Source organism: Rhodococcus sp. O3, assembly GCF_048897285.1.
Lineage (GTDB): Bacteria > Actinomycetota > Actinomycetes > Mycobacteriales > Mycobacteriaceae > Rhodococcus.
This window is the reverse complement of the sequence record NZ_JBMBTE010000078.1, coordinates 1-24726: the sequence shown is the minus strand read 5'-3', so window position 1 is coordinate 24726 and position 24726 is coordinate 1. Positions and strand designations below refer to the sequence as shown.

The window sequence follows — 24726 nt, the reverse complement described above, 5'->3', positions numbered from 1 at the left end:
CCGCCACGTCGGCGGTGTGGCCGGCGCGGTCGTGGGGATCAGGCCGAGCAGCAGGGTGGTGCCGGAGTCGAGGAGCTCGCCGATGCCGTCGAGGTCGGCGGCCGACACCTGAGCGACATCCAGCGCGACCGCGTCCGCGGCGCTCGCCCGCAGCAGCCCGGTCGGCACGGTCCCGCCACAACAGTGCACGGCGACCGACCGCCGCGTCGCCTCGATCGTCGTGTCCAGCACGTGCTGGGTCTCCGGTTCGGGCATCGCGGCGACGGATTCGAGAATCGTTCTGCCCGTGAGGGTTCCGGCGAGTACGTCCGGCAGCGCCGGTTCGTCGAGCTGGACGACGACCGCGGCTCCGGTCCGCCGGGTGACCTCGGCGGCGTGCCGGGACAGCCCCTCCCCAAGCGATTCGGAAAGGTCGCGTACCGCACCGGGATCGGTGAGGACGCGTCGTCCGGTGGCGAGTTCGGTGTGCGCGGCGAGCGTCAGCGGACCGGCCGACTGCACCTTCACGGTGTGGCCGGGGCCGAGACCCGCGTTCTCCCACGCCTCTTCGAATGCGTCGAGATCCTGGTTCAGCAGATCCTCGGCGCGGGCGGCGATCGCGCTGCGACGACCGGTGAGCCGGTAGCCGGTGGTGGTGCTGTCGAGGTGCAGATCCACCAGCAGCGCGCTCGTCCGGCCGATCATGTCCGCCCCGAGTCCGCGGGCGGGCAGTTCGACCAGGTGCGGGAGCGCGGCGAGTTCACCCAGGATCACCGCGGCGGATTCACGCGCGTCGACGCCGGGCCACGATCCGATTCCGGTCCCGATGCCCGCCCAGCTTCCGGAACCTTCCGGGGCCGTGGTCACCGGTCGCCGGCCGCGGCGGCGATGGTGCCGCTGCCCACGACGATGTCCCCGGCCGGATCCGGCCGGTAGAGCACGGCGGCCTGACCTGCGGCGACGCCCGTGAGCGGCTCGCGCAGCGTGATCTCGATGCCGGTACCGACCGCCTCGGCGACTGCGGGGGCGATCCCTCCGTGGGCGCGGACCTGCACGACGCACTCGATCGGACCCTCCGGGGCGACACCCGAGGTCCACACCGCGCGTGCGGCGGTGATCGAGCGCACCTGCAGGTGCTCGGCCGATCCCACCTTCACGGTGCCGCTGTCGGGGTCGATCTCGGTCACGTAGCGGGGACGGCCGTCCGGTCCGGGTCCGGCGATGCCGAGTCCCTTGCGCTGACCGATCGTGAATCCGTGGACGCCTTCGTGTTCGGCGAGCACCGCGCCGGAGTCCGCGTCGACGACCTTGCCGGGCCGCACGCCGATGCGGGCACCGAGGAACGCGCGGGTGTCACCCGAGGGGATGAAGCAGATGTCGTGGCTGTCCGGCTTGTTCGCGACGGCCAGTCCACGCTCGGCGGCCTCGGCCCGGATCAGTTCCTTGGGGGTGTCCCCGACCGGGAACATCGCCCGCGAGAGCTGCTCGGCGGTGAGCACGGCGAGCACGTACGACTGGTCCTTGTCGGCGTCGACGGCACGGCGCAGCACCCCGTCGTTCAGCTGGGCGTAGTGGCCGGTGGCGACGGCGTCGAAGCCGAGCGCGACCGCCCGGTCCGCGAGCGCCGAGAACTTGATCTTCTCGTTGCACCGCAGGCACGGGTTCGGGGTCTGTCCCGCCGCGTACGACGCGACGAAGTCGTCGATCACGTCTTCCTTGAAGCGATCGGCGAAATCCCAGACGTAGAAGGGGATTCCGAGCACGTCGGCGGCACGCCGGGCGTCACCGGCGTCCTCCTTCGAGCAGCAGCCGCGCGAACCCGTGCGCAGCGTGCCCGGCGCCGTCGACAGCGCCAGGTGCACACCCACGACCTCGTGTCCGGCATCGACGGCGCGGGCCGCGGCCACCGCCGAGTCCACACCGCCGCTCATCGCCGCGAGAATCCTCATCGTCCGTCACCTCCACGACCGGCAGCGCTCGCCAATCCGGCGGCGCGTGCCCGTTCCACCACCTGCGGCAGAGCCGCGATCACCGCGTCCACGTCGGCACGAGTCGAGGTGTGCCCCAACGAGAATCGCAACGATCCGCGTGCGATGCGCGGATCGGCTCCCATCGCGATCAGCACGTGGCTGGCCCGGGCGACACCGGCCGTGCAGGCCGAACCGGTCGAGCACTCGATCCCCGCCGCATCCAGCAGCATCAACAGCGAATCCCCTTCACAGCCTGGGAAAGTGAAGTGCACATTGCCGGGCAGACGGTTCGCGCCGCGCGGTCCGTTGAGGATCGCTTCGGGGATCACGTCCTCGATTCCGGCGACGAGCGCATCACGCAGCCCAACGAGTCGGGCAGTGGTCGCGTCGAGGTCGGTGATCGCCGCGTGCAGCGCCGCGGCCATGCCGGCGATCGAGGCGGTGTCCTGCGTACCCGAGCGGATGTCGCGTTCGTGCCCGCCGCCGTGGGCCAGCGGCACGCACGGCACCTGGCGGCCCAGCAGCAGCGCACCGGTGCCCTGCGGGCCCCCGAACTTGTGCGCCGCGACCGTCATGGCGGACAGGCCGCTCGCCGTGAAATCGACGGGCAGGTGCGCCACGGCCTGCACCGCGTCGCTGTGCATCGGCACGTCGAACTCGGCGGCGACCGCGGCGAGTTCGGGGATCGGCATCACGGTGCCGACCTCGTTGTTGGCCCACATGACCGTCACCAGCGCGGTGTCGTCGGCGTGCTCGGACAGTGCGGCCCGCAGCGTCTGGGGATCGACGCGACCGTCCGCGTCGACCGGCAGCCACGTCACCTCGGCGTTCTCGTGTTCGACGAGCCACTCGACCGCGTCGAGCACCGCATGGTGTTCGACCGCGCTCGCGATCACCCGGTTCCGGCGCGGGTCCTGCGCCCGGCGGCCCCAGAAGATGCCCTTGACCGCGAGGTTGTCGCCCTCGGTGCCGCCGGAGACGAACAGCACCTCGGACGGGCGGGCCCCGAGATCGGCGGCGATGGACTCGCGGGCCTCCTCGATGCGGCGGCGCGCGGCGCGGCCGGAACCGTGCAGCGACGAGGCGTTGCCGACCGTCGCGAAGATCTGCGTCATCGCCTCGATCGCCGCAGGCAGCATCGGAGTGGTCGCGGCGTGGTCGAGATAGACGGTCTTCGGGGAGCCGGATGTGCCGGCAGTGGGCGAGGTCATGACCGGTCCAGGATAGCGGGTGCCGGGTCGAGCCTCGTCCGCTCGCTAGCCCGCGACCGCGACCGTGACCGGTATCGCACTCGGCTCGTCGCGCACTGCGCGTTCGCACCGCGCCGCCAGGGTGCGACGGTCGGTGCCGGGAGGTTGGAGCGGGGTGAGCACGACGTCGGCCACGGTGCCCCGGTGCCGCAGCATCCGACGGATCGCCGCGCCGATCGTGTCGTCGCCGACGAACGCGGGAGCGGTCCCGACGGCGCCGGCATCGTCGAGATAACGCAATCGCACCGGCTGGACGGGACATCCGGCATCGACGGCGGCCTGGAACAGCGCGGCCCGGAAGCGCCCGTGTGCCCGCCCACACCACGTGGTGCCCTCCGGAAACACCGTGATCCGGTCACCGGCCTGCAGGCGGGTGCGGATCCGGGCGACGACCTCCGGCAGTTCCCGCAGGTTCTCGCGCTCGATGGGGACGACCCGCATGCGCCGCGCGAGCGTCCCGAGCGTGCCCCAGCCGAGCAGGTCTGCGCGGGCGACGAATCCGGACGGTGCGATCGCGGTCAGCACGAGGATGTCGGTCCAGGACACGTGCGGAGCGACGACGAGGACGCCCCTCACGGACCGCGTGTCGGCGTCGTTGCGCAGGTCGGTGATCGTCAGCCGCACGCCCGCGCACCGCAGCAGCATCCGCGCGCAATCCCGCACCAGCGCGACCCGGGCGGCGGCCGGCAGCAGACGGCTCGCGGCGAGTACCGGCACCACGGCCAGCGCGACGAGTACGAGCAGCCAGCGCCCCACATATGTGAGAAGACTCACACAATCCGGGTCGCGCGGCAGGCAACTCGTGTCGCACGGACTGGAGGGCATCCAGGGGTGGGCCCGGACGCTCACGCCGGGACCACCGCCACGCGATCGGCCTGTTCCGCGGCACCACGCAGCCTCGACAGGTACCGCGCGTCCGCGTCGTGGAGGTTCAGCAGCGCCACGAAGTCGGCGACCCCGAAGTCCGGGTCGTGGGCGGGTTCACCGCAGATCCGGGCCCCCAGCCGCAGGTATCCGCGCAGCAACGGGGGCAGCACGGCGCGGACGGACCGATCGGTGACCGGCACGGGACGCAGCGGTCGCACCCGGTGCCCGGGCGCCGCGGCGTGCCGGGCGAGAAGGACGTCGCGGACCGCGAAGACGTTGGCGCCGGGAACCTCGCCGGGGTGGGTACGCATCGGAACCGACACGCACCCGAATACCCAGGTGTGGCCGGTGAGTTCCAGATATCGCAGGATGCCCGCCCACATCAGCGTGAGCACCGTCCCGGAACGGTGCGCCGGGTCGACGCAGGCGCGCCCCATCTCGACCGCGCCCAGTCCGTTCGGGTCCAGCGCTGTCAGGTCGAACTCGCCGGCGGTGTAGTAGCCCCCGGCGGCGCGAGCGGAGTCGGGCGGCAGCATGCGGTAGCAGCCGACGACGGTGTCGGTGTGGTGGTCGTGGACGAGCAGGTGGTCGCAGAACGCGTCGAACCGGTCCTCGTCCAGATCACCGGACCCGGCGGGCAGCCGGAATCCGGGTTCGGCGGCGAACACGCGCCGGCGCAGGCGTTGCGCGGCCTCGCGGTGGTCGGGATCTGTGGAGACGAACAGGGAGTAGCGCGGTCCGGACAGCACCGGCGCGGGCTGGCGACACCGACGGGCGAGCACCGACGTTGTGGTCATGGTGCAGGTGTATCGGGCCGGGGCGGCCGCCCGGCGGCACCGCGATGACCCCGGGATGCACCGGGGGTGAACACCTTCCGACGGGACCCCGGACACCCTGGATGTGCCGCAGCCCCGCTCCGGAATGCCGGAGCGGGGCTGCGAGCGAGCTACGAGGAGCTACAAGGATCAGCCCTTGTGCTTCTTGATCTCCTCGGTCAGCTGCGGCGCGACGTTGAACAGGTCGCCGACGACGCCGTAGTCCGCGATCTCGAAGATCGGGGCCTCTTCGTCCTTGTTGACCGCGACGATGGTCTTCGAGGTCTGCATGCCGGCGCGGTGCTGGATGGCACCGGAGATGCCGAGCGCGACGTACAGCTGCGGCGAGACCGTCTTGCCGGTCTGGCCGACCTGGAACTGGCCCGGGTAGTAGCCGGAGTCGACGGCGGCACGCGACGCACCGACGGCGGCACCGAGCGAGTCGGCGAGCTCCTCGACGACCGAGAACTTCTCGGCCGAACCGACACCGCGACCACCGGAGACGACGATCGACGCCTCGGTGAGCTCGGGGCGGTCACCGCCGACGACGGGCTCACGCGAGGTGATCTTGACGGCGGACTCTTCCTGAGCCGGAACCTCGACGGCGACGCGCTCGGCGGCACCGGCCTGCGGCTGCGCCTCGACGGCACCCGGACGGACGGAGATGACCGGGACCTCACCGTTGGCCTTGGCGTCGACGGTGAACGCGCCACCGAAGATGGAGTGGACGGCGGAGCCGTCGGCCTTGACCTCGATGACGTCGACGAGGAGACCGGAGCCGATGCGCGCGGCGAGGCGGCCCGACACCTCCTTGCCCTCGACGCTCGCGGCGGTGAGCACGGCGGCCGGGCCGGCGGACTCGACGAGCGAGGCCAGCACGTCGACCTTCGGGGTCACCAGGTAGCCGTCGATGTCGTCGGACTCGGCGGCGTAGACCTTGGCGGCGCCGGCCGCGGCAAGCGCGTCCTGCAGCTTGTCGGCGGTGCCGGCGGGGCCGGCGACGACCGCGGCGGGCTCACCCAGCGCACGCGCTGCGGTGATGAGCTCGATGCTGACCTTCTTCAGCGCGCCCTCGGCGTGCTCGACGAGCACGAGTACTTCTGCCATTGCTTCTTTCTCCCTTGGTAAGTCTGCTGTTTCGCGTGGGCGCGGATCAGATGATCTTCTGGGCGACGAGGTACGCAGCGATCTTGCTGCCGCCGTCACCCTCGTCGGTGACGCGCTCACCAGCGGTACGCGCGGGCTTGGGGGTGACACCGGTGACGGTGGAGCCGGCGTTGGCGACGCCGAAGATCTCGGGGTCGAGACCGATGTCGGCGAGCGTGAGGGTCTGAACTTCCTTCTTCTTCGCGGCCATGATGCCCTTGAAGGACGGGAAGCGCGGCTCGTTGATCTTCTCGGTGACCGAGACGATGGCCGGGAGGGATGCCTCGAGGCCGAAGACGCCCTCGTCGGTCTCGCGCTCGCCGGTGGCCTTGCCGTCGGCGATGGTGAGCTTGCGCAGGTGCGTCAGGTGGGGAAGACCGAGGTACTCGGCGATGATCGCCGGGACGGCGCCGACGCGGCCGTCGGTGGCCTCGTTGCCGGCGATGACGAGCTCGACACCCTCGATCTGACCGAGCGCGGCGGCCAGGGCGTACGCCGTCTGGATGGCGTCGGAGCCGTGGAGGGCCGGGTCGTTGAGGTGGATGGCCTTGTCGGCGCCCATGGACAGCGCCTTGCGGATCGCGTCGGTCGCCCGGTCGGGACCGGCGGTGAGCACGGTGACCTCGCCCCCGTCGCGCTCCTTGATGAGCAGGGCCTCTTCGACGGCCCGCTCGTTGATCTCGTCGAGCACGGCGTCCGCGGCCTCGCGGTCGAGGGTGTAGTCGCCGTCGGTGAGCTTGCGCTCGGACCACGTGTCGGGGACCTGCTTGATCAAAACGACGATGTTCGTCATGGGTCTACGTCGACCTCCTGTTGTATCGCTGCTTTAGGGATCGGGCGAGGCGCTGCCTGGACCGAGCACTCGTGTTTCGCACGGGGTGTGCGTTAGATTACCTCACGCTAAGTTACCCACCAGTAACTTGGCAAGAGATCCGGTTCACCATAACCACCCGAAGGGAACGAGAGGCCTGTGATGTGGACCACCCCGAACAGGGAGAACAGTGATGCGTCTAGTCTCTGGGCGGTGAGCGACTCCACCGTCCGCGCAGACGAAGCGCAGCAACTGCCCCTCACCGGCGAGCGAACCGTCCCCGGCATCGCCGAGGAGAACTACTGGTTCCGTCGGCACGAGGTGGTCTACCGCGACCTGCTCGCGCGCTGCACCGGACGAACCGTCCTCGAGGCCGGCTGCGGCGAGGGCTACGGCGCCGACATGATCGCCGACGTCGCCCGGCGCGTCATCGGACTCGACTACGACGAGAGCGCCGTCGCCCACGTGCGCGCCCGCTACCCGCGCGTGGACATCCGCCAGGGCAATCTCGCCGACCTGCCCCTCGACGACGAATCGGTCGACGTGGTCGTCAACTTCCAGGTCATCGAGCACCTGTGGGACCAGGCGCAGTTCCTGCGCGAGTGCCACCGCGTCCTCGTCCCCGGCGGCGAACTGCTGGTGAGCACCCCCAACCGGATCACCTTCTCCCCCGGCCGCGACACCCCGCTCAACCCGTTCCACACCCGCGAACTGAACGCCGCCGAACTGACCGAACTGCTCGTCGAGGCCGGTTTCCGCGTCGAACTGATGACCGGGGTGCACCACGGTCCGGCGCTGCGCGCCCTCGACGCGAAGCACGGCGGCTCGTTCATCGATGCGCAGATCGAACGCGCCCTGGCAGGCGAGCCGTGGCCTGCCGACCTGACCGCCGACGTCGCGGGCGTCGCCGTGGACGACTTCGTCCTCGATCCCGAAAACATCGACGCGAGCCTGGATCTGGTCGCGATCGCGGTGAAGGACCCCGCGCGGTGAGCACCCGCGAACCGGGCATGTTCGCCCTCGTGCTGCACTCGCACCTGCCGTGGCTCGCCAACCACGGGCGCTGGCCCGTCGGCGAGGAATGGCTCTACCAGTCCTGGGCCGCAACGTATCTGCCGGTCACCGACGTCCTGCACCGGCTCGCCGCCGAAGGCCGCACCCGGCTGCTCACCCTCGGCGTGACGCCCGTGCTCGCCGCCCAGCTGGACGATCCGCACTGCCTGACCGGCATGCACCACTGGATCGGCAACTGGCAGTTGCGCGCCCACGAAGCGGCCGGGATGGCCGAGCAGTCGTACCGCGACCTCGGCGCCCGCGAGCACCGTCTCGCTGCCGAGGCGCTCGACCAGTTCGAAACCCGTTGGCGCCACGGCGGTTCCGCGGTCATCCGGGGACTGATCGACGCCGACGCGATCGAACTGCTCGGCGGTCCGCTGGCGCATCCCTTCCAGCCACTGCTCGAACCGCGTCTGCGCGCGTTCTCGCTGTCCGAAGGTCTGTACGACGCGCAGGCCCGCTGGCAGCACACCCCCCGCGGGATCTGGGGACCCGAGTGCGCCTTCACCCCCGGGATGGAGACCGGCTACGCCGCCGCCGGCGTCGAGCACTTCATGGTCGACGGCCCCGCCCTGCGCGGCGACACCTCCCTCGGCCGCACCGTGTGGGACTCGGACGTCGTGGCGTTCGGCCGCGACCTGCAGGTCTCCTACCGTGTGTGGTCACCGAAGTCCGGCTACCCCGGACACGCCGCCTACCGGGACTTCCACACGTACTGCCACGACACCGGACTCAAGCCCGCCCGGGTCACCGGCCGCACCGTGCCGTCACACGAAAAGGCGCCCTACGACCCGGATCTCGCGTCCGCGACCGTCGACAAGCACGTCGCCGACTTCGTCGAGACCGTCCGCAAGCGACTGCGCAGCGAGTCGGCCCGGATCGGCCGGGACGCGCTCGTCGTCGCCGCGTTCGACACCGAACTGTTCGGGCACTGGTGGTACGAGGGCCCTCTGTTCCTGGAACGGCTGCTGAGGGCGCTGCCCGAGGCCGGTATCGAGGTCGGTACTCTCGCCGACGCCCGCGACCGCGGCTACGTCGGCACCCCAGTCGAACTCCCCGACTCGTCGTGGGGCTCCGGCAAGGACTGGCGGGTGTGGGCCGGCGAGCAGGTCCAGGACCTGGTGCAACTCAACGACGAGGTCGTCCGCACCACCCTCGACACCCTCGACAAGGACCGCGCTACCGCCGCGCCCGGTCTGCCCGCTCTGCGCAACCGGGTCCACGACCAGATGCTGCGCGAGGCGCTGATGGCGGTCTCGAGCGACTGGGCGTTCATGGTCAGCAAGGACACCGCCGCCGGATACGCCCGCGATCGCGCACACAAGCACGCGCACGCATTGCGCGAGATCGCCGACGCCGTCGCAGCCGGCCGCCACGACGCGGCCGCGCGCCTCGCCGACGGCTGGAACCGCGCCGACAACCTGTTCCCCGCACTCGACGCACGCCGACTGCCGAACGGAGAGCCGACATGAGAATTCTCATCGTCTCGTGGGAGTACCCGCCGGTCGTCGTCGGCGGACTCGGTCGCCACGTGCACCACCTGGCCACCGAACTCGCCGCGGCCGGTCACGAGGTCGTCGTCCTGTCCCGGCGTCCCACCGGCACCGACGCGTCCACCCACCCGACCGTCACGCACATCGCGGAGGGCGTCCTGGTGGTCGCGGTCGCCGAGGACCCGCCGCACTTCGACTTCGGCGAGGACATGCTCGGCTGGACCCTGGCGATGGGTCACGCGATGGTCCGCGCCGGCGTCGGCCTGAGCAAGGGCGGCATCGGCGACGGCTGGACGCCCGACGTCGTGCACGCACACGACTGGCTGGTCGCGCACCCGGCGATCGCGCTCGCCGAATACTTCGACGTGCCACTCGTGTCCACCCTGCACGCCACCGAGGCCGGGCGGCACAGCGGCTGGCTGTCCGGGAAGATGAACCGCCAGGTGCACTCCGTCGAGTGGTGGCTGGCGAACGAATCCGATTGGCTCATCACGTGTTCCGCCTCGATGCGCGACGAGGTCGCGGAGCTGTACGGCCCGGATCTGCCGTCGATCTCGGTGATCCGCAACGGCATCGACGTCACCACCTGGTCTTACCGCGACCGTGAACCCCGCACCGGTCCGGCGCGACTGTTGTTCGTCGGACGGCTCGAATACGAGAAGGGTGTGCAGGATGCGATCGCGGCGCTGCCGAAGATCCGGCGGTCGCATCCGGGGACGACACTCGTCGTCGCCGGTGAAGGCACCCAGTTCGAGTGGCTGCGCGAGCAGGCCCGCCTCCATCGCGTCGCCCGGTCGGTGACTTTCCTCGGCAACCTCGACCACACCGAACTGCTCGGCTGGCTGCACGGGGCCGACGCGATCGTGCTGCCGAGCCGCTACGAACCGTTCGGGATCATCGCGCTGGAGGCCGCGGCTGCCGGCACCCCGCTCGTCGCCTCCACCGCCGGGGGTCTCGGCGAGGCCGTCGTCGACGGTGTCACCGGGCTGTCGTTCCAGCCGGGCGACGTGGCCGGGCTCGTCTCGGCGGTGCGGGAACTGCTCGACGAACCCGACGCCACTCAGGAACGCGCCCGCGCGGCCCGCGCGCGGCTCACCGCCGACTTCGACTGGCGACAGGTCGCCGAGGAGACAGCCCAGGTGTACGCGGGCGCCAAGCGGCGGGTGCGCCATCCGCTGGCGCGTCCGAGCATCCCGCAACGTCCACTCCCCGATCGCGGATGACCACCGGCACGTCGACGATCGCCGCGCTCGATCCCGCCGACCCCGGGTTCCCCGCCGACGTCCGCGCGGTCACCGGGATCGTCAACGCGGTCTACGTGGTCGCGGAGGACGGCATGTGGCCGGCCGGTGCCACCCGCACCGACACCGACGAGGTCGCCGCGGCCGCCCGCCGCGGCGAGATGTTCGTCGCGCGCACGGCCGCCGGGATCGTCGGATCGATCCGGATCGTGCGGATCGACGAGTCGACGGCAGAGTTCGGAATGCTCGCCGCCGACTTCGCCGCGCGCGGGCTCGGTGTGGGACGCGCCCTCGTGCGGTTCGCCGAGGAACACTGCGCGGCAGCCGGTTTCCGCTACCTGCAGCTCGAGGTCATCCGGCCTCGGGACCAGGACATCGAGTCGAAACAATTTCTCGCCCAGTGGTATCCCCGCATGGGCTATGCGGTCGTCGGGACGGTGCCGGCGGAGGTGGGCCATCCCGAACTCGCCCCGCTGCTCGCGGTGCCGTGCGAGGTCGTCACCCATCGCAAGACCCTGACCGGGCCGCCGTCCGCGTAGGGGACGACAGACCGGCCAGGGCAGGCGCCGGCGACCGAGAGGCACTACGGTCGCGAACCGCTCCCCTTCAGGAAGGCGACCACATCGGCGAACTCGGCAGCCCGGATGTCGTGGCCGGTATTCGGATAGTGCAGCTCGACAGTGTCGAACCGCGACAGCCATGTGCGAGTCGCGTCGAGTCGGTCGCTCGTCAGAAAGTCGTCTCCGACCGGGTCGATCCCCCAGAACACGCGCGTGGGCGAGTCGGCCCGTCCGGGCGACACCGCGTTCTCGGGGGAGATACAACCGGACAACCCGATCACCGTGGTGTAGCGATCCGGGCGGCGCTCGAGCAACTGGAACGACAGGATGCACCCCGCAGAGAATCCCCCGACGGAGATGTCCCGGTCCGGCGTGTCGAGACCGTTGTCGTCGAGCCACTTCTCGACCGCCGCGGCACCGTCGCCGTAACTCACGCCCGGGACGGTCGCGGCGCCGGGCGTCACCGGAGTAGCCCAGGTGTACCCGTCCTCGTAGGCGAGCGGACCCCGGAAGCGGATCACGTCGTACTCCGGCGGGAGCTGGGGAATCCACGGAACGAAACGGCTTTCGTCGCCACCGCGGCCGTGGAACAGCAACACCAGGGGACGATCCGCGCTCTCACGGATCTCGTCCAGGGGACGAGACGGGAATGCCTCCGTGATGGTGACTTTCACCGATTCGGCCGACGTCGAGGTGTCAAGCGCCGACATGCCCACCCCCGAGGTTGAGCTTCGTGCCGAGACGCTCGCGCAGAGTTGCTCCCTTGACCTCGTCGGGATCCGGCAGCAATCCACGTTCCCGGAGGATCGGCATCACCCTCTCGGTGAGCAAATCGAAGCTGCTCGCGCCGTTGAGGACGAATCCGTCGGCCGCCTCGGTGGTGACCCATTCGGTGATCTCGTCGGCAACCTGTTCGGGCGTGCCGATGATCTGGAAGTGACCGAACGAGGTGGCATACCGGTACAGGAACTCACGAAGTGTCGTGAAGGTGCCGTTCTCGATCCAACCGCGGTAGATCAGTGCCCGGCTGGCACGGCGCTCGCTCCTGCGGATGGCCTCGGGAGTGGGGAACCTGTCGAGGGTCAGGGTGTCGTCGAGATCGAGACCCGTGAGATCGAGGTCGGGAATCTCGGAGAGCACGGCCTCGCGGGCCTGTTCGAGTTCGCCCTCGGTCAACGACGAGAAGTAGACGGCCTGCGCCTCCTCCGGCGTCTCCCCCATGTAGATCCGGACCCCGGGGACGATCTTCACATCGTCGGCGTGACGGCCATGGGCCTCCGCGAGTCGTTTCACCCGGGAGTAGAACGCGCGGCCCTGCTCGATGTCCGGGGACGCCACGAAGATCAGTTCGGCATTGCGGGCAGCGAAGTCGATACCGTCCTCGGACGCACCCGCCTGCACCAGCAGCGGAACACCTTGCGGTGAGGGCGCCATGTCGAGTGCCTGTTCGACGTCGAAGTACTTTCCGTGATGGTCGATGTCGACGATGCGGGAACCGTCGAGCTTCACCCGGTCGGCGTCGAGTGTCGTGACCGCGCCGTCCTTCCACGAGGTCCACAGAGCCGTGGTGACCCCGAGGAACTCCTGCGCACGCTCGTAGCGTTCCTTGACCGGCTTGACCGCGGCGCTGCCGAAATTGCTCTCACCGGTGAACGAGGTGACGATGTTCCAGCCCAAGCGACCGTTGCTGATCGTGTCGAGCGAGGTGAGTTGCCGGGCCAGCTGATAGGGCGCATTGAACTGGGTGGAGAAGGTACCGATCAGGCCGATGCGTTCGGTCACCGTGGCCAGTGCGGACAATTCCGCGAGGGGTTCGACGTAGCCGAGGCGGAACGGTCCGACGGTGTTCTTCTCGAGGGTGGCGCGGCTGATGCCCAGGAAGTCCGCCGAGAAGATGGCGTCGAACCCGGCTTCTTCGATCTCGCGGGCGAAGTCCAGGTACCAGTCGAGCTTGTACCCTTCCGGGCGAATTTGGTCTTTCCACTTGGGGTTTCGGTCGGCGAACTCGAAGGTGTCACCGACGACCAGGATGACGCGCTTGTCGGTGCCGGCGCTCGATCGTGACATGATTCGACTCCCTTCGGGCTCAGTAGGATGCGCGGACGACGGCTTCGGTGTCGGCTGCTGTAGCCGCCTCTTCGATCTGCGTCGTAAAACGGTCGTCGAAGAGCAGATCCGCGTCGATCGTGTTCTTCAGCAGACCGAAACCGTAGGCGTCGTCGACGATCCCCTGGGTGGTGGCGATCGCGGTCTCGTTCACCGGCCGGAGGATGCCCCGGTCGTACTCCCAGCTGAGCTTCGCCTGCTCGGGGCTGAGCCGCAGGCCGTCGACGATTGCAGCTTGAGCTTCGTCCGGATGCGAGGCGAACCAGGCGTGGTACTCGGCGAGCCGCTCGAGCAGATCGGCGATGGCGGCTTCCTTGGCGGGATCTTTCAGCGCCTTGCTGCTCGCGGTGTAGGTGAAGAACAGGTCGACACCGATCGACGAGGCCGTCGCGACCTTCTGGGCACCGCCCTCGAGTGCGGTCCCGGCACTGTTGACGTAGGTGGTTTGCAGGTCGGCGAGGTCGCTACCGAGTGCCAGAGCCTGGCTGGTGTAGTCCAGCGTCACCGGCTCGATCCCATCCGGGAACTCCCATCCCTTGTCGGTGACGGCCTTGGCCGTGATGAGCTGCAGCACGGAGCCCGGAACGTAGCCCCACCGCTTACCCTTCGCATCGTCGATCGTGGCGATGCCGCTGTCCTTGGCGCTGAGAACCATGAACGGGTCGAAGTTGGCGACGTCGCCGGGTTCGATCACGCCGACCACCGAGTATCCGGTGGACCCTTCCGACCACGCGGGTGTCGCTCCCGCCGCCGCCTGGGCCACCGACCATTCCGTGTATCCCTGCACGAAGTCGAGCTGGCCGGTCACCAGGGCCGACGAGATGTCGCCGGCGTTCTGGAACGACGCGAACTCCACCTTGTAGGGCGCGTCGTCGAGCACACCGGACGCGACGATGGCTGCCTCTGTGAGGTTGGAAGGCTGACCGAATCGCAATGTCACCGAGGACAGGTCACTCGGATCGCCTTCGGATGCGGACGGGGAGCTGCTGCATGCCGACAGCACGAGACCGGCAGCGACCACGGCAGCCGTGGCGGTGACGACGGACTGGAAACGACGTGAGATCTTCATGGTTCCTTCGGGTGATTCAGGGGAAACCGCGGTACGACGGACGTCCCGCGGTACGAGCACGCTCCGCGGTGGGGTCGGCGCAATCGGGATCAGTGCACCGAGTGATGCCCGGCAGGTACACCGAGGCGCTCGAGGAGGGTGTTGCGCACGGTGCCGAACAGGTCGGAGCTCCGGTCGCGGGGGCGGGGGGTGTCCAGTTCGGCGCTGAACCCGATGCGGCCCTGTTCCAGCACGACGACACGATCTGCCAGTGCGATCGCCTCGTCCACATCGTGGGTGATGAACAGGACACCGAAACGGTGTTCCCGCCAGATGTTCAGTACGAGGTCCTGCATCTTCAGACGGGTCAGCGCATCCAGGGCAGCGAACGGCTCGTCGAGGAGAAGCAGTTCCGGGGTTCGCACCAGTGCCCGCGCGAGTGCGACGCGCTGTGCCTCACCGCCGGAGAGAGACGACGGCCAGCTCCGTTCGAACGACGCCAGCCCCACCTCGGCCAGGGCAGCGGAGACCTCTGCCGGTGTCGCCGAGCATCCGAGGCGCACGTTTCCGGCGACCCGCCGGAACGGCAGAAGACGTGGCTCCTGGAATCCCACCGACACGTTCGACGGGGCGCGGACCTCGCCGGCGTCACTCGTCTCGAGTCCTGCCAGAATTCGCAGCAGGGTGGACTTTCCGGATCCGGAGGCACCCAGCAGCGCGACGAACTCACCGCGACCGATGGACAGGGAGACGTCGTGGAGAACGGTTCGATCTCCGAAATTTTTTTGCAGAGAACTTATTTCGACAAGATTTGTCGTATCCGGAGTGGTCATTACTTCTCGGCTCGCTTCCAGGGCATGGCCGCTCGTTCGATGCCCTTCATGACGAGGTCGACAAGGACCCCGAGCAGTGCGTAGATGATGATGCCGGTGATGATGAGGTCGATACGGACCGAATTCTGGGCGAGCCAGATGATGTAACCGACGCCGGCGTTGGCGTTGATCTGTTCGGCAACGATCAGTGCGAGCAGTGACACGCCCATCGAGTACCGGATCCCGACCAGGATCCCCGGCAGCGCCATCGGCATGATGATCTGGATCGAGCTCTGGAATCGATTGAGGCCGAATACTTTTCCCGCTTCGACGACCTTGCGATCCACATCGCGCACCGCGGAGAAGGTGTTGATGTACACCGGGAACAGGCACGCGATCGCGATCAGGGTGATCTTCGATTCCTCGCCGATGCCCACGGTGATCGTCAGGAGCGGCAGCAACGCGATGAAGGGCACCACACGCGCCACCTGCAGTGGTAGGTCGAAGAGATCCTCGAACAGCCGGGACAGTCCGTTGAGCACACCGAACACGAGCCCCAAGGCGCCGCCGATGAGCAGGCCGACCCCGGCGCGTGTCAACGACACCGGGAGCGCTTCCTGAATTGCGCCTGCGCTCCACAGTTCCCCGAATCCACGGACGACGTCCGCGGGTGCCGGGAAGGCGATGCCATCGCTCGAAGACTGCGTCGACCACAGCTGCCAACCCAGAACGAGGACCACCGGGACGAGGAGTTTGACCGGGCCGCGCCGAGCAAGGCGGAAGCTCGACGATTTCGATGACTTCGGAACAGGCAGCGGTGGTGAGACCACCCCCGGGGGCAGTGCGTTTCGTGGTGCATCGAGGACTGAAGCGTGGTCACTCACGGAAAGAATGTCTCCTGATTGCGCTGGCGGAGAACCGAATCGGACGACAGCCGGACCGCGGGGGAATCTGCGGTCGGTACTGCTTCCAGGTGCGGCGTCGAATGGACGGGTACGGCGACTACCGGGCGAGGTGACATCGCAGCGGCGAGACACAGCGACACACGTCCCGGGAACAGGACTTGTGTCGCCGAATCGTCTCGGCGGATGTCACGGCCACGGTTCTTCTACCCTTTTGTACTGGTCAGACCGCGGTAAACACGCGGTGATGGAACTCGTCGAAGTCTTGCAGACGGCAAGCGGCGCGATCAAGCCGGAGATCTTCGCGAGTCTAACTATTGCCTAGAGCAAATAGTTAGTGTATTCGGGGCATTTGTGGGATTTCATGGGCGTCGAATCCGGAAGACCAGCAGCGGTTTCAGGGACATTCGGCGTTCGGCCAGGGTCGATGCCGAAGTCACCCGAACCGTTCGGATCTACTCGGCCCTCAGGTCGGTGTCGGCGGGCTGCCGGTCCGCCCACGGCCGGGCCTGCTCGAGCTGCGCCGCCAGCGCGAGCAGCAGGCCTTCCCCACCGAGCGGCGCAACGAACTGCACCCCGAGCGGCAGACCGGCGGGCGTCATGTACAGCGGCACCGAGATCGCCGGGCGCCCGGTGATGTTCGCCAGCTGTGTGTAGGGGGTCCGGCCCAGGTTGTCGTCGACGATCGAGTCCAGGAGACCACCGAACCGCGCGAGACGGCCGAGCCGGCCCGCGACGATCAGCCGGCTCAGAATCCGGATCATCGGCGGCGTGGTCAACTCGCCGATGCGGATCGGCGGCGACGCCAGCGTCGGCGTGAGGAGCAGGTCGTAGCGTTCGTGGAAGGCCACGAGCTGCTGCGTGTAGCCGTTCCACCGCTGAAGGGCCGCAAGGTAATCCGGTGCCGACACGGACCGGCCGACGGCCGCGAGGACACGGGTGTCGAGTTCGAATCCGTCGGGGCCGCAATTGGTCCGGCGACGTGCATCGTCGACATCCTGCGCGAGCGAGGCGAACCACATCGTCAGGAAGTCCGTCGCGAGGCGCCGCTCGTCGATACCGGTCTCGGCGGGTTCGACGTGGTGCCCGAGCTCGTCGAGCAACGCGATCGCGTCGTCGACGGCCGCGACCGCTTCCCGGTCGACCGGGGTGCCGAGCGGCGAGGCGGTCGCGTAGCCGATGCGCAGCTGCCGCGGTGGCCGGCTCGCGATCGCGGCGTACGGCTCCTCGGCGCGGGCACCGAGGTACGGACCGGTCGGATCCGGACCGGCGACGACGTCGAGCATCGCCGCCGCATCCCGCACCGTGCGAGTGACGACCCCGTTGGACACCGCCCCGTGCAGCAGCTCTCCGACGGCCGGGCCGCTGGGCACCACACCGCGCCCCGGTTTGAGCCCGACGAGTCCGCAGCAGGCGGCAGGAATCCGGATCGACCCCCCGCCGTCGTTCGCCCCGGCGGCGGGAACCACCCCCGCCGCGACCGCGGCGGCCGAACCACCCGACGATCCGCCGGGCGTGTGCTCCGGGTTCCACGGATTGCGCGTCGGCCCGTTCGCCTCCGGCTCGGTGATGTTCTTCGCCCCGAACTCCGGGGTGTTCGTCTTCCCGAACACGACCAGCCCCGCGTCGAGCCAGCGGTCGACGACGAGCGCGTTGCGCGCGGCCGGGAGCGCCGCGAGGGCACGGCTACCGCTGCCGGTCGGTGTGCCCACCACGTCCTGCGCGAGGTCCTTCACCAGGAACGGAACCCCGGCGAACGGCCCGGTGAGCCGGCCCTTGGCGCGGGTGCGGGCCCGCTCGTCGAGCCGGTACACCACCGTGTTCAGGACCGGTTCGACCGCGTCCAGGCGCGCGATCGCCGTCTCGAGAAGCTCCTCGGCGCCGACCTGACCGGTGGCGACGAGTTCGGCCAACCCCACCGCGTCGTAACGGCGGTACTCGCAGTAGTCCATCACGCAGCTCCCCTCATCCTCATCGACCGCCCCTCGTCGACGACGGATACCGGATCAGGCTCCGGCGTCCGCGCCTTCCGGCAGGTCGCCCGCCTTCTTGCGGGCGATGTCCTCGAGCGCCGCGATGTACTCGGCGCGCTGCGCCGCACCGGCCTCCCAGTCGGCCTTCCGGTTCTTCACGGCCTTGGCCGGGGATCCGACGGCGATGCTGTAGTCCGGGATGTCGCCCTTGACGACGGCGTGCGCACCGAGCACGCAGCCGCGGCCGACGCGGGTGCCGCGCAGCACGGTGACCTTCGCGGCGATCCAGGTGTCGGGTCCGATCCGCACCGGGCTCTTGACGATGCCCTGATCCTTGATCGGGTAGGTGACGTCCTCGGTGCGGTGGTCGAAGTCGCAGATGTAGCACCAGTCCGCGACGAGCGTCGACGCACCGATCTCGATGTCGAGGTAGGTGTTGACGACGTTGTCCTTGCCGAAGACGACCTTGTCGCCGATACGCAGCGATCCCTCGTGACAGCGGATGGCGTTGCCGTCACCGATGTGCACCCATCTGCCGATCTCGAGCCGGGACAGTTCCGGCGTCGAGTGGATCTCGACGTTCTTGCCGAGGAAGACCATGCCGCGCAGGATCACGTGCGGGTTCGCGAGCTTGAACTTCGCGAGTCGGTAGTACCGCACCAGGTACCAGGGTGTGTAGGCCTTGTTGGCCAGCACCCACCGCAGCGAGTCGACGGTCAGGAATTTCGCCTGGTCGGCGTCCCGGCGACGTGAACCACGCCACCTCGTGCGCAACGGTGCGCCCCACATGCTCGTCATAGCATGCCAGCCTACGGTCAGCCTCGTGAGGAAAGCACGGGGCCCGGCCCGATAGGCTGACCGACCGTATCCTTCGGGCCTGAGGAGAGATGTGTGATGCGGGGTGTCCTGCGGACTGCAGTGCTGACGACGACGGCAGCACTCGCGTTGAGCGGATGCGGAAGCGGGGACGAACCGATCGACATCTTCTCCGAAGGAGCGTGGCCGGGCCGCTATTCCGACGCCCGCAACAGCAGCACCGCGGTCGCGGACGGCCTCTCCGACGTGTCGGTCGCCTGGACCCGATCGGTCGGCGGCGCGGTCGGATCCCCGCCGTCGATCGCCGCCAACGGGCAGATCTTCGTCAGCGCCTCCACCGACGCCGGGTGCAATCTGTTCGCGTTCCAGATCGACACCGGCCGCAAACGCTGGTGTACGCGACTCGCGCCGGGCGTCGGCGTGGTCACGCCGGTTGCCGACACCGTCGCCAACGTCTACGTCGGCGAAGAAGGCGGTCTGTACTCGTTCAACGAGCACGGGCAGCGCCGCTGGCGTATCCCGGTGAGCGGCACACCGCGCAGCGCACAGTTCACCGGCGACGGAAACCTCTTGGTGGTCACGCACTTCGGTCAGGTCAACGTCGTCGACACGCAGACCGGCAAGCTCGTCGCCCCGATCTACGACATGGTGCCGATCCCGGGTGTGCAGGACGGCACGAACGTGCCCCGGCAGGCCCCCGACCACGGACTGGCCGCGTGCTTCGGCGGCTCCCCCGACTGCCCGGTCGCGACGACCCCCGCGGTGGACGTGGCCACGGACCGCATCTTCGCCACGCTGTGGCGCCCGGGAGCGGACCAGGCGGCACTGGTCGCGTTGCGCTACACCGGCGGTGACGACGCGCGCATCGCCGAGGAGTGGTCGCTGGCGGACCTTCCGGGCGGGGCGGTGACGAGCCCGGTGCTCTCCGCGGACGGTGCGACGGTGTACGTGCACGACGGCGACGGCACCCTGTGGGCGATCGACGCCGCAACGGGCTCGCCGCGCTGGAGCCACGATCCGGGCTACGTCACGTCGACGGGACCGGCGGTGACCGCCGACGGGACGATCCTGCTCGCCGGTGGCGGTGCGGACGGCCCGCTCGTGGCGCTGCGCGACGCCGGAGATCACCCCGAATCCCTGTGGGAACGCGACGACGTGCGTCAGCTCGGCGCACCGGCCGTCGCCGCGGACGGAGTGGGGTACACGGTGGTGCGGGTTCCGGACGGCCTCGCCGCGCTGATCTTCGACACCTCCGACGGCAGCACGCTGGATCAGGAATCCCTGCCCGGGGCATCCGGATTCGCGGTCGGAACCGCGATCGGCCCGGACGGTGAGCTACTGGCGACCACGCTGCTCGGGGACCTGTACACGCTGCGCTGACGGCAAAGCGCTGCGCTGGGGACGCCGAACGGCCACACCGCCGGGGCGCAGGCACCGATGGTGTGGCCGTCGGCCGGTCATCTCAGGATGCGAGGACCGTCAGCTCGATCCCGCTGCCCCGGCGGATCGTGTTGTAGATCGGACAGGTCGCGACGAACCGCTCGCACAGGATGTCCGCCGCGGCCTGATCCACCCCGCTCGTGGTGATCGTGACCCGGGTGAAGTCGTACCGGGTCGGATCCTCGCTGCCGCGGGCGTGCGAGGCCTCGACGCGGATCCCGGCGAGCGGCAGCTCCAGTTCCGTCGCGTTCGCCTCGAAGTTCGCCATCGCGCACGATGCGAGCGCCGACAGGAGCAGCTCCCCGGCCTGGATGGACTCTCCCGGGCCGAATCGCGAGTCGGTGACCAGATGGTTGGCGCGGGCGTCGAGCACGAACCGTCCGGGCACTCCGGCGATGGTGTGCCCGGAGACGGCGGCGACGTTCGGCGCGGGCGCGGTGCCGGCGCTCATTCGGCAGCGCTCGCGGGCTTGGGGATCCGGTTCTCCCATTCACGCGGGGCGGGTCGCTCGAGTCCGAGGTTCTCGCGCAGCGTGGATCCCTCGTATTCGGTCCGGAACAGGCCGCGCTTCTGCAGTTCGGGGACGACCTGCCGGGTGAAGTCCTCGAATCCACCGGGCTGGTAGGGAGCCTGCACCATGAAGCCGTCGCACGCGCCTCCGGTGAACCACTCCTCCAGGCCGTCCGCGACTTCCGTTGCGGTACCGATGAATCCGCCTTCGACGCGGCCACCGTACTGCTTGCCGAGCTCACGCAGCGTGAGCCCCTCGCGTTCGGTGATCTCGCGGACCTCGCGGTAGTGGCCCTCGACGCCGGGAACCTCGACGTCGGGCAGCCGCTCGTCGAGGGGGAACGTCGACAGGTCCACGTCCAGGTGGTAGGCGAGGGTGGAGAGCCCGCCCAGCGGCGGCACCAGCTCGAACAGCTCCTCGAAGGTCTGCTGCGCGATCGCGCTGGTGGCACCGATGACCGGGGCGATCGAGGGCAGGATCTTCACCTGACGGGGGTCGCGGCCGTGCGCGGCGGCCCGTTCCTTGATCTCGCGGTAGAAGTCCTGCGCCGACTCGAGCGACGCGTGGCTGCAGAAGATGACGTCGGACCAGCGGGCGGCAAAGTCCTTGCCCTTGGCGGAGGCGCCGGCCTGGATCACCACCGGGTATCCCTGCGGCGGCCGCGGCACGTTGAGCGGTCCCTGGACGGTGAACCACTCCCCCTTGTGGCCGATCGCGTGCACCTTTTCGGGGTCGGCGAACAACGGCGCCTCGGTGTCCAGGACGAGCGCGTCGTCCTCCCAGCTGTCCCAGAGCTTCGCCGCCACCTCGAGGAACTCGTCGGCGCGTTCGTAGCGCTTCTCGCGGGGGAACTGCTCGTCGAGGTTGAAGTTGCGCGCCTCGGATTCCTGGAACGAGGTCACCACGTTCCACGCCGCGCGGCCGGCGGTGAGGTGGTCCAGGCTCGCGAACGAGCGGGCCACGGTGAACGGCTGCGCGTACGTGGTGGACACCGTCGCAGCGAGACCGAGGTGCCGGGTCACGGCACCCATCGACGACAGCACGTGCAGCGGATCGAGACGCAACGAGCCGAGCGCGCCGTTGCGCAACTGGGTGTCGGTGCTCGACCCGAACCGGTCGGGCACCGAGAGGATGTCGGCGAAGAACGCGAGATCGAACCTGCCGTCCTCGAGGGTGCGGGCGATGTTCTGGTAGTACTCCGCGGACAACCACCCGGGGACCGAGGCCGGGTAGCGCCAGCCGCCGGGGCGGCCGGGGCCGGCGGTGATGAACGCGGCGAGATGCATCTGGGAATCGGACATGACGGTGCTGATACCTACTTCGAGAGTTCCTGGTCGATGACGGACTTGATCGAGTCGAATCGCGAATCCTGCAGCCACGACGTGACATCGACCTGCTCGGGGTAGATGCCGAGCCGGTGGAAGTTGTCGGCGAGATCCTGGGTGCCGGCGATCGCGTCGGCACCGACCGAGGTGAACTGTCCCGCACCGGAGTACGAGAGCCGCTTCGTCTCGACGAGGTCGCGGTACACCTCGGCTTCCATCGCGTTGCCGCCGAAACCGCCGAGCCGGGTGAACTCGTCGACGGCCGCGGCGGGGTTGGCCTCGATCCAGCGCTGTGCGTCGCGGACGTTGCGCACCAGCTTCGCCGCCACCTCGGGGTGGTTGTTCGCGAACGATTCGCTCGCGACGAAGAACGCGTAGTCGTAGGTCTTCACGTCGGGCAGGGTCGCGGCGTTGTGCTTGCGCTTGGCCAGCTCGGCCATCGGCTGCCACGTGATCCAGGCGTCCACCTTGCCCTGCGCGAACGCGGCCTCGGCGTCGGCGGCGGTGAGGTTGACGTACTCGATGTCGTCGAGCGTCAGGCCCGCGGTCTCGAGGTACTTGACCAGGCTGTACGTGCCGGTCGTGCCGCGATGGTCGGCGACCTTGCGGCCCTTCAGATCTGCGGCGGACCGGATGGTGGAGCCCTGCGGGACCAGGACGTCCACCTCGTTGCTCGGCAGCGGGTAGGCCACCAGCGGGACGATGGGAACGCCGCCGCCGATCGCGTAGATGACGGCGGTCGCGGTGGCGAAGGAGAAGTCGACGCTGCCGGACTTGATCGCCTCCATCACCGGGAGGGACGCCGGGAATCCGGTAGGCCATTCCACGGGCACGCCGAGGCCGGCGGCGACGTCGAACCCACCGAGGCTGTTGCGCAGCACGGTGCCCGGTTCGGCGTTGCCGTCGCCGATCAGCGCGTACCGGACCTGGGTGAGCGGGCCGTCTTCGTCTGCTGCGGCGTCGGTGCTGCACCCGGCGAGGGACAGGGCGGTCAGGCCGAGGACACCGGCGCCGGTGGCCTTGAGGAAGCCGCGTCGGCTCAGCGACGAAGAGGTCAGGGGTGACATAGCGGGGGTGAAACCTTCCTACGGGTGGAGCGGTGGATCGGTGGGCAGTGTCAGGAATGCAGGGCGCGGTCGGCCTCGAGGAGCCCGTCGAGGAACTCCTCCTTCCAGGCCGCGAGCCGGGCGTCGCCGCGGTGCCGGGGGCGGGCCTGGTCGATCCGGAGTTCACGGGTGATCCCGGATTCGGTGAGCAGCAGCACCCGGTCGGAGAGGATCAACGCTTCCTCGACGTCGTGGGTGACGAGCAGGACGGTGCGGGGCCGCTCGGCGAGCATGCGTTCGAGCAGCTGCTGCATCGTCACCCGGGTGATCGCGTCGAGAGCGCCGAACGGTTCGTCGAGGAGCAGCACGTCGGGGTGGTGCAGCAGGGCGCGGGCGAGTGCGACGCGCTGACGCTGGCCGCCGGACAGCTCGGACGGCCAGGCGTTCTCGCGGCCGGCGAGTCCGACCTCGCGAAGCAGCGCGGCTGCCTCGTCGCGTCGTCCCCGGGTGCCGAGCTGAACGTTGTCGAGGACGTTGCGCCAGGGCAGGAGCCGGTCTTCCTGGAACATCATGCGGGAGACGACTGGCCGATCGACGGTCGGCTCGACGCGCCCTTCGGTCGGCTGCTCGAGCCCGGCGAGGATCCGGAGCAGGGTGGACTTGCCGACGCCGCTGGGTCCGAGGAACGTCACGAACTCGCCCGGCGCGATCGACAGATCGATGTTGTTCAGGATGCGCTTGTCCTGGTAGCGGTGCCCGACGCCGAGCAGGTCGAGTCCGACGAGGTCGTCACGGGACATCAGCGGGTTCCCTTCCGGTAGTTGGGGTTCCAGCGGAGAACACGCGCCTCGACCAGCCGGATGAGCTGGTCGGCCAGGAGGCCGGCGAGCGCGTAGAGCACGATCGCGAGGACGATCCGGTCGTTGCGGAGCAGATCGCGGCCGTTCTGGGCGAGGAAGCCGATGCCCTCGCTGGTCGCGATGGTTTCGGCGATCACGAGCGTCAGCCAGGCCACGCCGAGCGCGTAGCGGATGCCGGTCAGGATCATCGGCATCGCACCCGGCACGATGACCTGCCGGATCAGCTCGCCGCGCCCGAGTCCGTACGAGCGGCCGAGCTGCACGAGCTTCGGGTCGACGGTGCGGATACCCGCGACGGTGTTGAGGTAGACGGGGAAGATGACGCCGAGGGTCACGAGCAGGACCTTCGGCAGCTCGCCGATGCCGAACGCCGCGATGAGCAGCGGGACCAAAGCGAGATGCGGCAGCGCACGCAGCATCTGCAGGGTCCGGTCGACGAGTCCTTCGGCGATGCGCGAGAGGCCGACGGCGAAGCCGAGGACGAGCCCGATACCGGCGCCGATGGTGAAGCCGATGACGATGCGCCGCACACTCACCAGCAGGTGCGTCTGCAGTTCTCCCGCGGCCCAGAGGTTCCGGGCAGTGTCGAGAACCTTGCTCGGGGGCGGCAGGATCGACGTGGAGATCAGTCCGGTCGACGAGGCCCACTGCCAGCCGAGCAGTACGAGAGCCGGGACGACCCACGGCAGCAGCGCGGTC

General features: G+C 69.2%; 24 protein-coding genes. 5 read left to right on the top strand and 19 right to left on the bottom strand.

Annotation, left to right across the window (positions count from 1 at the left end):
- The 7 genes from ACN675_RS19760 to ACN675_RS19730 all read right to left on the bottom strand — a co-directional run.
- Positions 1-846 (bottom strand): methionine synthase (locus ACN675_RS19760; RefSeq protein ID WP_420752461.1); only part of this gene is annotated, 846 nt, incomplete at its 3' end.
- On the bottom strand, positions 843-1928 hold the full coding sequence (gene mnmA, locus ACN675_RS19755; RefSeq protein WP_420752460.1) for a tRNA 2-thiouridine(34) synthase MnmA: 1086 nt from the start codon (positions 1926-1928) through the stop codon (positions 843-845). The genes mnmA and ACN675_RS19760, both read right to left, overlap by 4 nt.
- Positions 1925-3160: a cysteine desulfurase family protein gene (locus ACN675_RS19750; RefSeq protein WP_420752459.1), complete on the bottom strand. Its 1236-nt coding sequence runs from the start codon at positions 3158-3160 to the stop codon at positions 1925-1927. Before ACN675_RS19750 ends, mnmA begins: the two co-directional genes overlap by 4 nt.
- Positions 3161-3205: 45 nt before the next feature.
- Complete coding sequence (locus ACN675_RS19745) at positions 3206-3973, bottom strand: lysophospholipid acyltransferase family protein (RefSeq protein ID WP_420752458.1); 768 nt, start codon at positions 3971-3973, stop codon at positions 3206-3208.
- 71 nt (positions 3974-4044) lie between these two features.
- The gene (locus ACN675_RS19740) at positions 4045-4863 is read right to left on the bottom strand and encodes a GNAT family N-acetyltransferase (RefSeq protein WP_420752457.1); all 819 of its coding nucleotides are present in this window, start codon (positions 4861-4863) and stop codon (positions 4045-4047) included.
- Positions 4864-5031: 168 nt separating this feature from the next.
- Entirely contained in the window at positions 5032-5988 is a 957-nt protein-coding gene (locus ACN675_RS19735) for an electron transfer flavoprotein subunit alpha/FixB family protein (RefSeq protein WP_420752456.1), read from the bottom strand.
- A gap of 46 nt (positions 5989-6034) precedes the next feature.
- Complete coding sequence (locus ACN675_RS19730) at positions 6035-6820, bottom strand: electron transfer flavoprotein subunit beta/FixA family protein (protein WP_197251310.1); 786 nt, start codon at positions 6818-6820, stop codon at positions 6035-6037.
- A 180-nt stretch (positions 6821-7000) separates the two neighbouring features.
- On the opposite strand from ACN675_RS19730, the gene ACN675_RS19725 reads away from it, so the two are divergent.
- The 4 genes from ACN675_RS19725 to ACN675_RS19710 are packed head-to-tail and all read left to right on the top strand — an operon-like array spanning position 7001 to position 11167.
- Positions 7001-7831, top strand: a complete 831-nt coding sequence (locus ACN675_RS19725; RefSeq protein WP_420752464.1) for a class I SAM-dependent methyltransferase — start codon at positions 7001-7003, stop codon at positions 7829-7831.
- Between the two features lie 17 nt (positions 7832-7848).
- Positions 7849-9366 carry a 1,4-alpha-glucan branching protein domain-containing protein gene (locus ACN675_RS19720; protein WP_420752463.1) on the top strand — a complete coding sequence of 506 codons (1518 nt, stop codon included), beginning with the start codon at positions 7849-7851 and terminating at the stop codon, positions 9364-9366.
- Positions 9363-10610, top strand: a complete 1248-nt coding sequence (locus ACN675_RS19715; protein ID WP_420752455.1) for a glycosyltransferase family 4 protein — start codon at positions 9363-9365, stop codon at positions 10608-10610. Before ACN675_RS19720 ends, ACN675_RS19715 begins: the two co-directional genes overlap by 4 nt.
- Complete coding sequence (locus ACN675_RS19710) at positions 10607-11167, top strand: GNAT family N-acetyltransferase (protein WP_420752454.1); 561 nt, start codon at positions 10607-10609, stop codon at positions 11165-11167. Before ACN675_RS19715 ends, ACN675_RS19710 begins: the two co-directional genes overlap by 4 nt.
- Positions 11168-11211: 44 nt before the next feature.
- On the opposite strand, the gene ACN675_RS19705 is transcribed toward ACN675_RS19710, so the two are convergent.
- The 7 genes from ACN675_RS19705 to ACN675_RS19675 all read right to left on the bottom strand — a co-directional run bounded on the left by ACN675_RS19705 (position 11212) and on the right by ACN675_RS19675 (position 18827).
- On the bottom strand, positions 11212-11898 hold the full coding sequence (locus ACN675_RS19705) for an alpha/beta hydrolase (RefSeq protein ID WP_420752453.1): 687 nt from the start codon (positions 11896-11898) through the stop codon (positions 11212-11214).
- Positions 11885-13255, bottom strand: a complete 1371-nt coding sequence (locus ACN675_RS19700; RefSeq protein WP_420752452.1) for an NtaA/DmoA family FMN-dependent monooxygenase — start codon at positions 13253-13255, stop codon at positions 11885-11887. Before ACN675_RS19700 ends, ACN675_RS19705 begins: the two co-directional genes overlap by 14 nt.
- 19 nt (positions 13256-13274) lie before the next feature.
- Positions 13275-14363 carry an ABC transporter substrate-binding protein gene (locus ACN675_RS19695; RefSeq protein ID WP_420752451.1) on the bottom strand — a complete coding sequence of 363 codons (1089 nt, stop codon included), beginning with the start codon at positions 14361-14363 and terminating at the stop codon, positions 13275-13277.
- Between the two features lie 89 nt (positions 14364-14452).
- Positions 14453-15175 (bottom strand): ABC transporter ATP-binding protein, encoded by a 723-nt coding sequence (locus ACN675_RS19690; protein ID WP_420752450.1) that lies wholly within the window; start codon positions 15173-15175, stop codon positions 14453-14455.
- Positions 15175-15759, bottom strand: a complete 585-nt coding sequence (locus ACN675_RS19685) for an ABC transporter permease (protein ID WP_420752449.1) — start codon at positions 15757-15759, stop codon at positions 15175-15177. The genes ACN675_RS19690 and ACN675_RS19685 overlap by 1 nt, the downstream gene beginning before the upstream one ends.
- Before the next feature lie 752 nt (positions 15760-16511).
- Positions 16512-18008: an amidase gene (locus ACN675_RS19680; protein ID WP_420752448.1), complete on the bottom strand. Its 1497-nt coding sequence runs from the start codon at positions 18006-18008 to the stop codon at positions 16512-16514.
- A 54-nt stretch (positions 18009-18062) separates the two neighbouring features.
- Entirely contained in the window at positions 18063-18827 is a 765-nt protein-coding gene (locus ACN675_RS19675; RefSeq protein ID WP_197251313.1) for an acyltransferase, read from the bottom strand.
- A 96-nt stretch (positions 18828-18923) separates the two neighbouring features.
- On the opposite strand from ACN675_RS19675, the gene ACN675_RS19670 reads away from it, so the two are divergent.
- Complete coding sequence (locus ACN675_RS19670; protein ID WP_420752462.1) at positions 18924-20225, top strand: PQQ-binding-like beta-propeller repeat protein; 1302 nt, start codon at positions 18924-18926, stop codon at positions 20223-20225.
- A gap of 82 nt (positions 20226-20307) precedes the next feature.
- Here the strand turns inward: ACN675_RS19670 and ACN675_RS19665 are convergent, their stop codons facing one another.
- From ACN675_RS19665 to ACN675_RS19645, 5 genes are all read right to left on the bottom strand, one after another.
- Complete coding sequence (locus ACN675_RS19665; RefSeq protein WP_420752447.1) at positions 20308-20736, bottom strand: OsmC family protein; 429 nt, start codon at positions 20734-20736, stop codon at positions 20308-20310.
- On the bottom strand, positions 20733-22097 hold the full coding sequence (locus ACN675_RS19660) for an LLM class flavin-dependent oxidoreductase (protein WP_420752446.1): 1365 nt from the start codon (positions 22095-22097) through the stop codon (positions 20733-20735). The genes ACN675_RS19665 and ACN675_RS19660 overlap by 4 nt, the downstream gene beginning before the upstream one ends.
- Positions 22098-22111: 14 nt before the next feature.
- On the bottom strand, positions 22112-23188 hold the full coding sequence (locus ACN675_RS19655) for an NrtA/SsuA/CpmA family ABC transporter substrate-binding protein (protein WP_420752445.1): 1077 nt from the start codon (positions 23186-23188) through the stop codon (positions 22112-22114).
- 50 nt (positions 23189-23238) lie between these two features.
- Positions 23239-23967: an ABC transporter ATP-binding protein gene (locus tag ACN675_RS19650; RefSeq protein ID WP_420752444.1), complete on the bottom strand. Its 729-nt coding sequence runs from the start codon at positions 23965-23967 to the stop codon at positions 23239-23241.
- Positions 23967-24726: ABC transporter permease subunit (locus ACN675_RS19645; protein ID WP_420752443.1), on the bottom strand; the 760-nt coding region annotated here is incomplete at its 5' end. The genes ACN675_RS19650 and ACN675_RS19645, both read right to left, overlap by 1 nt.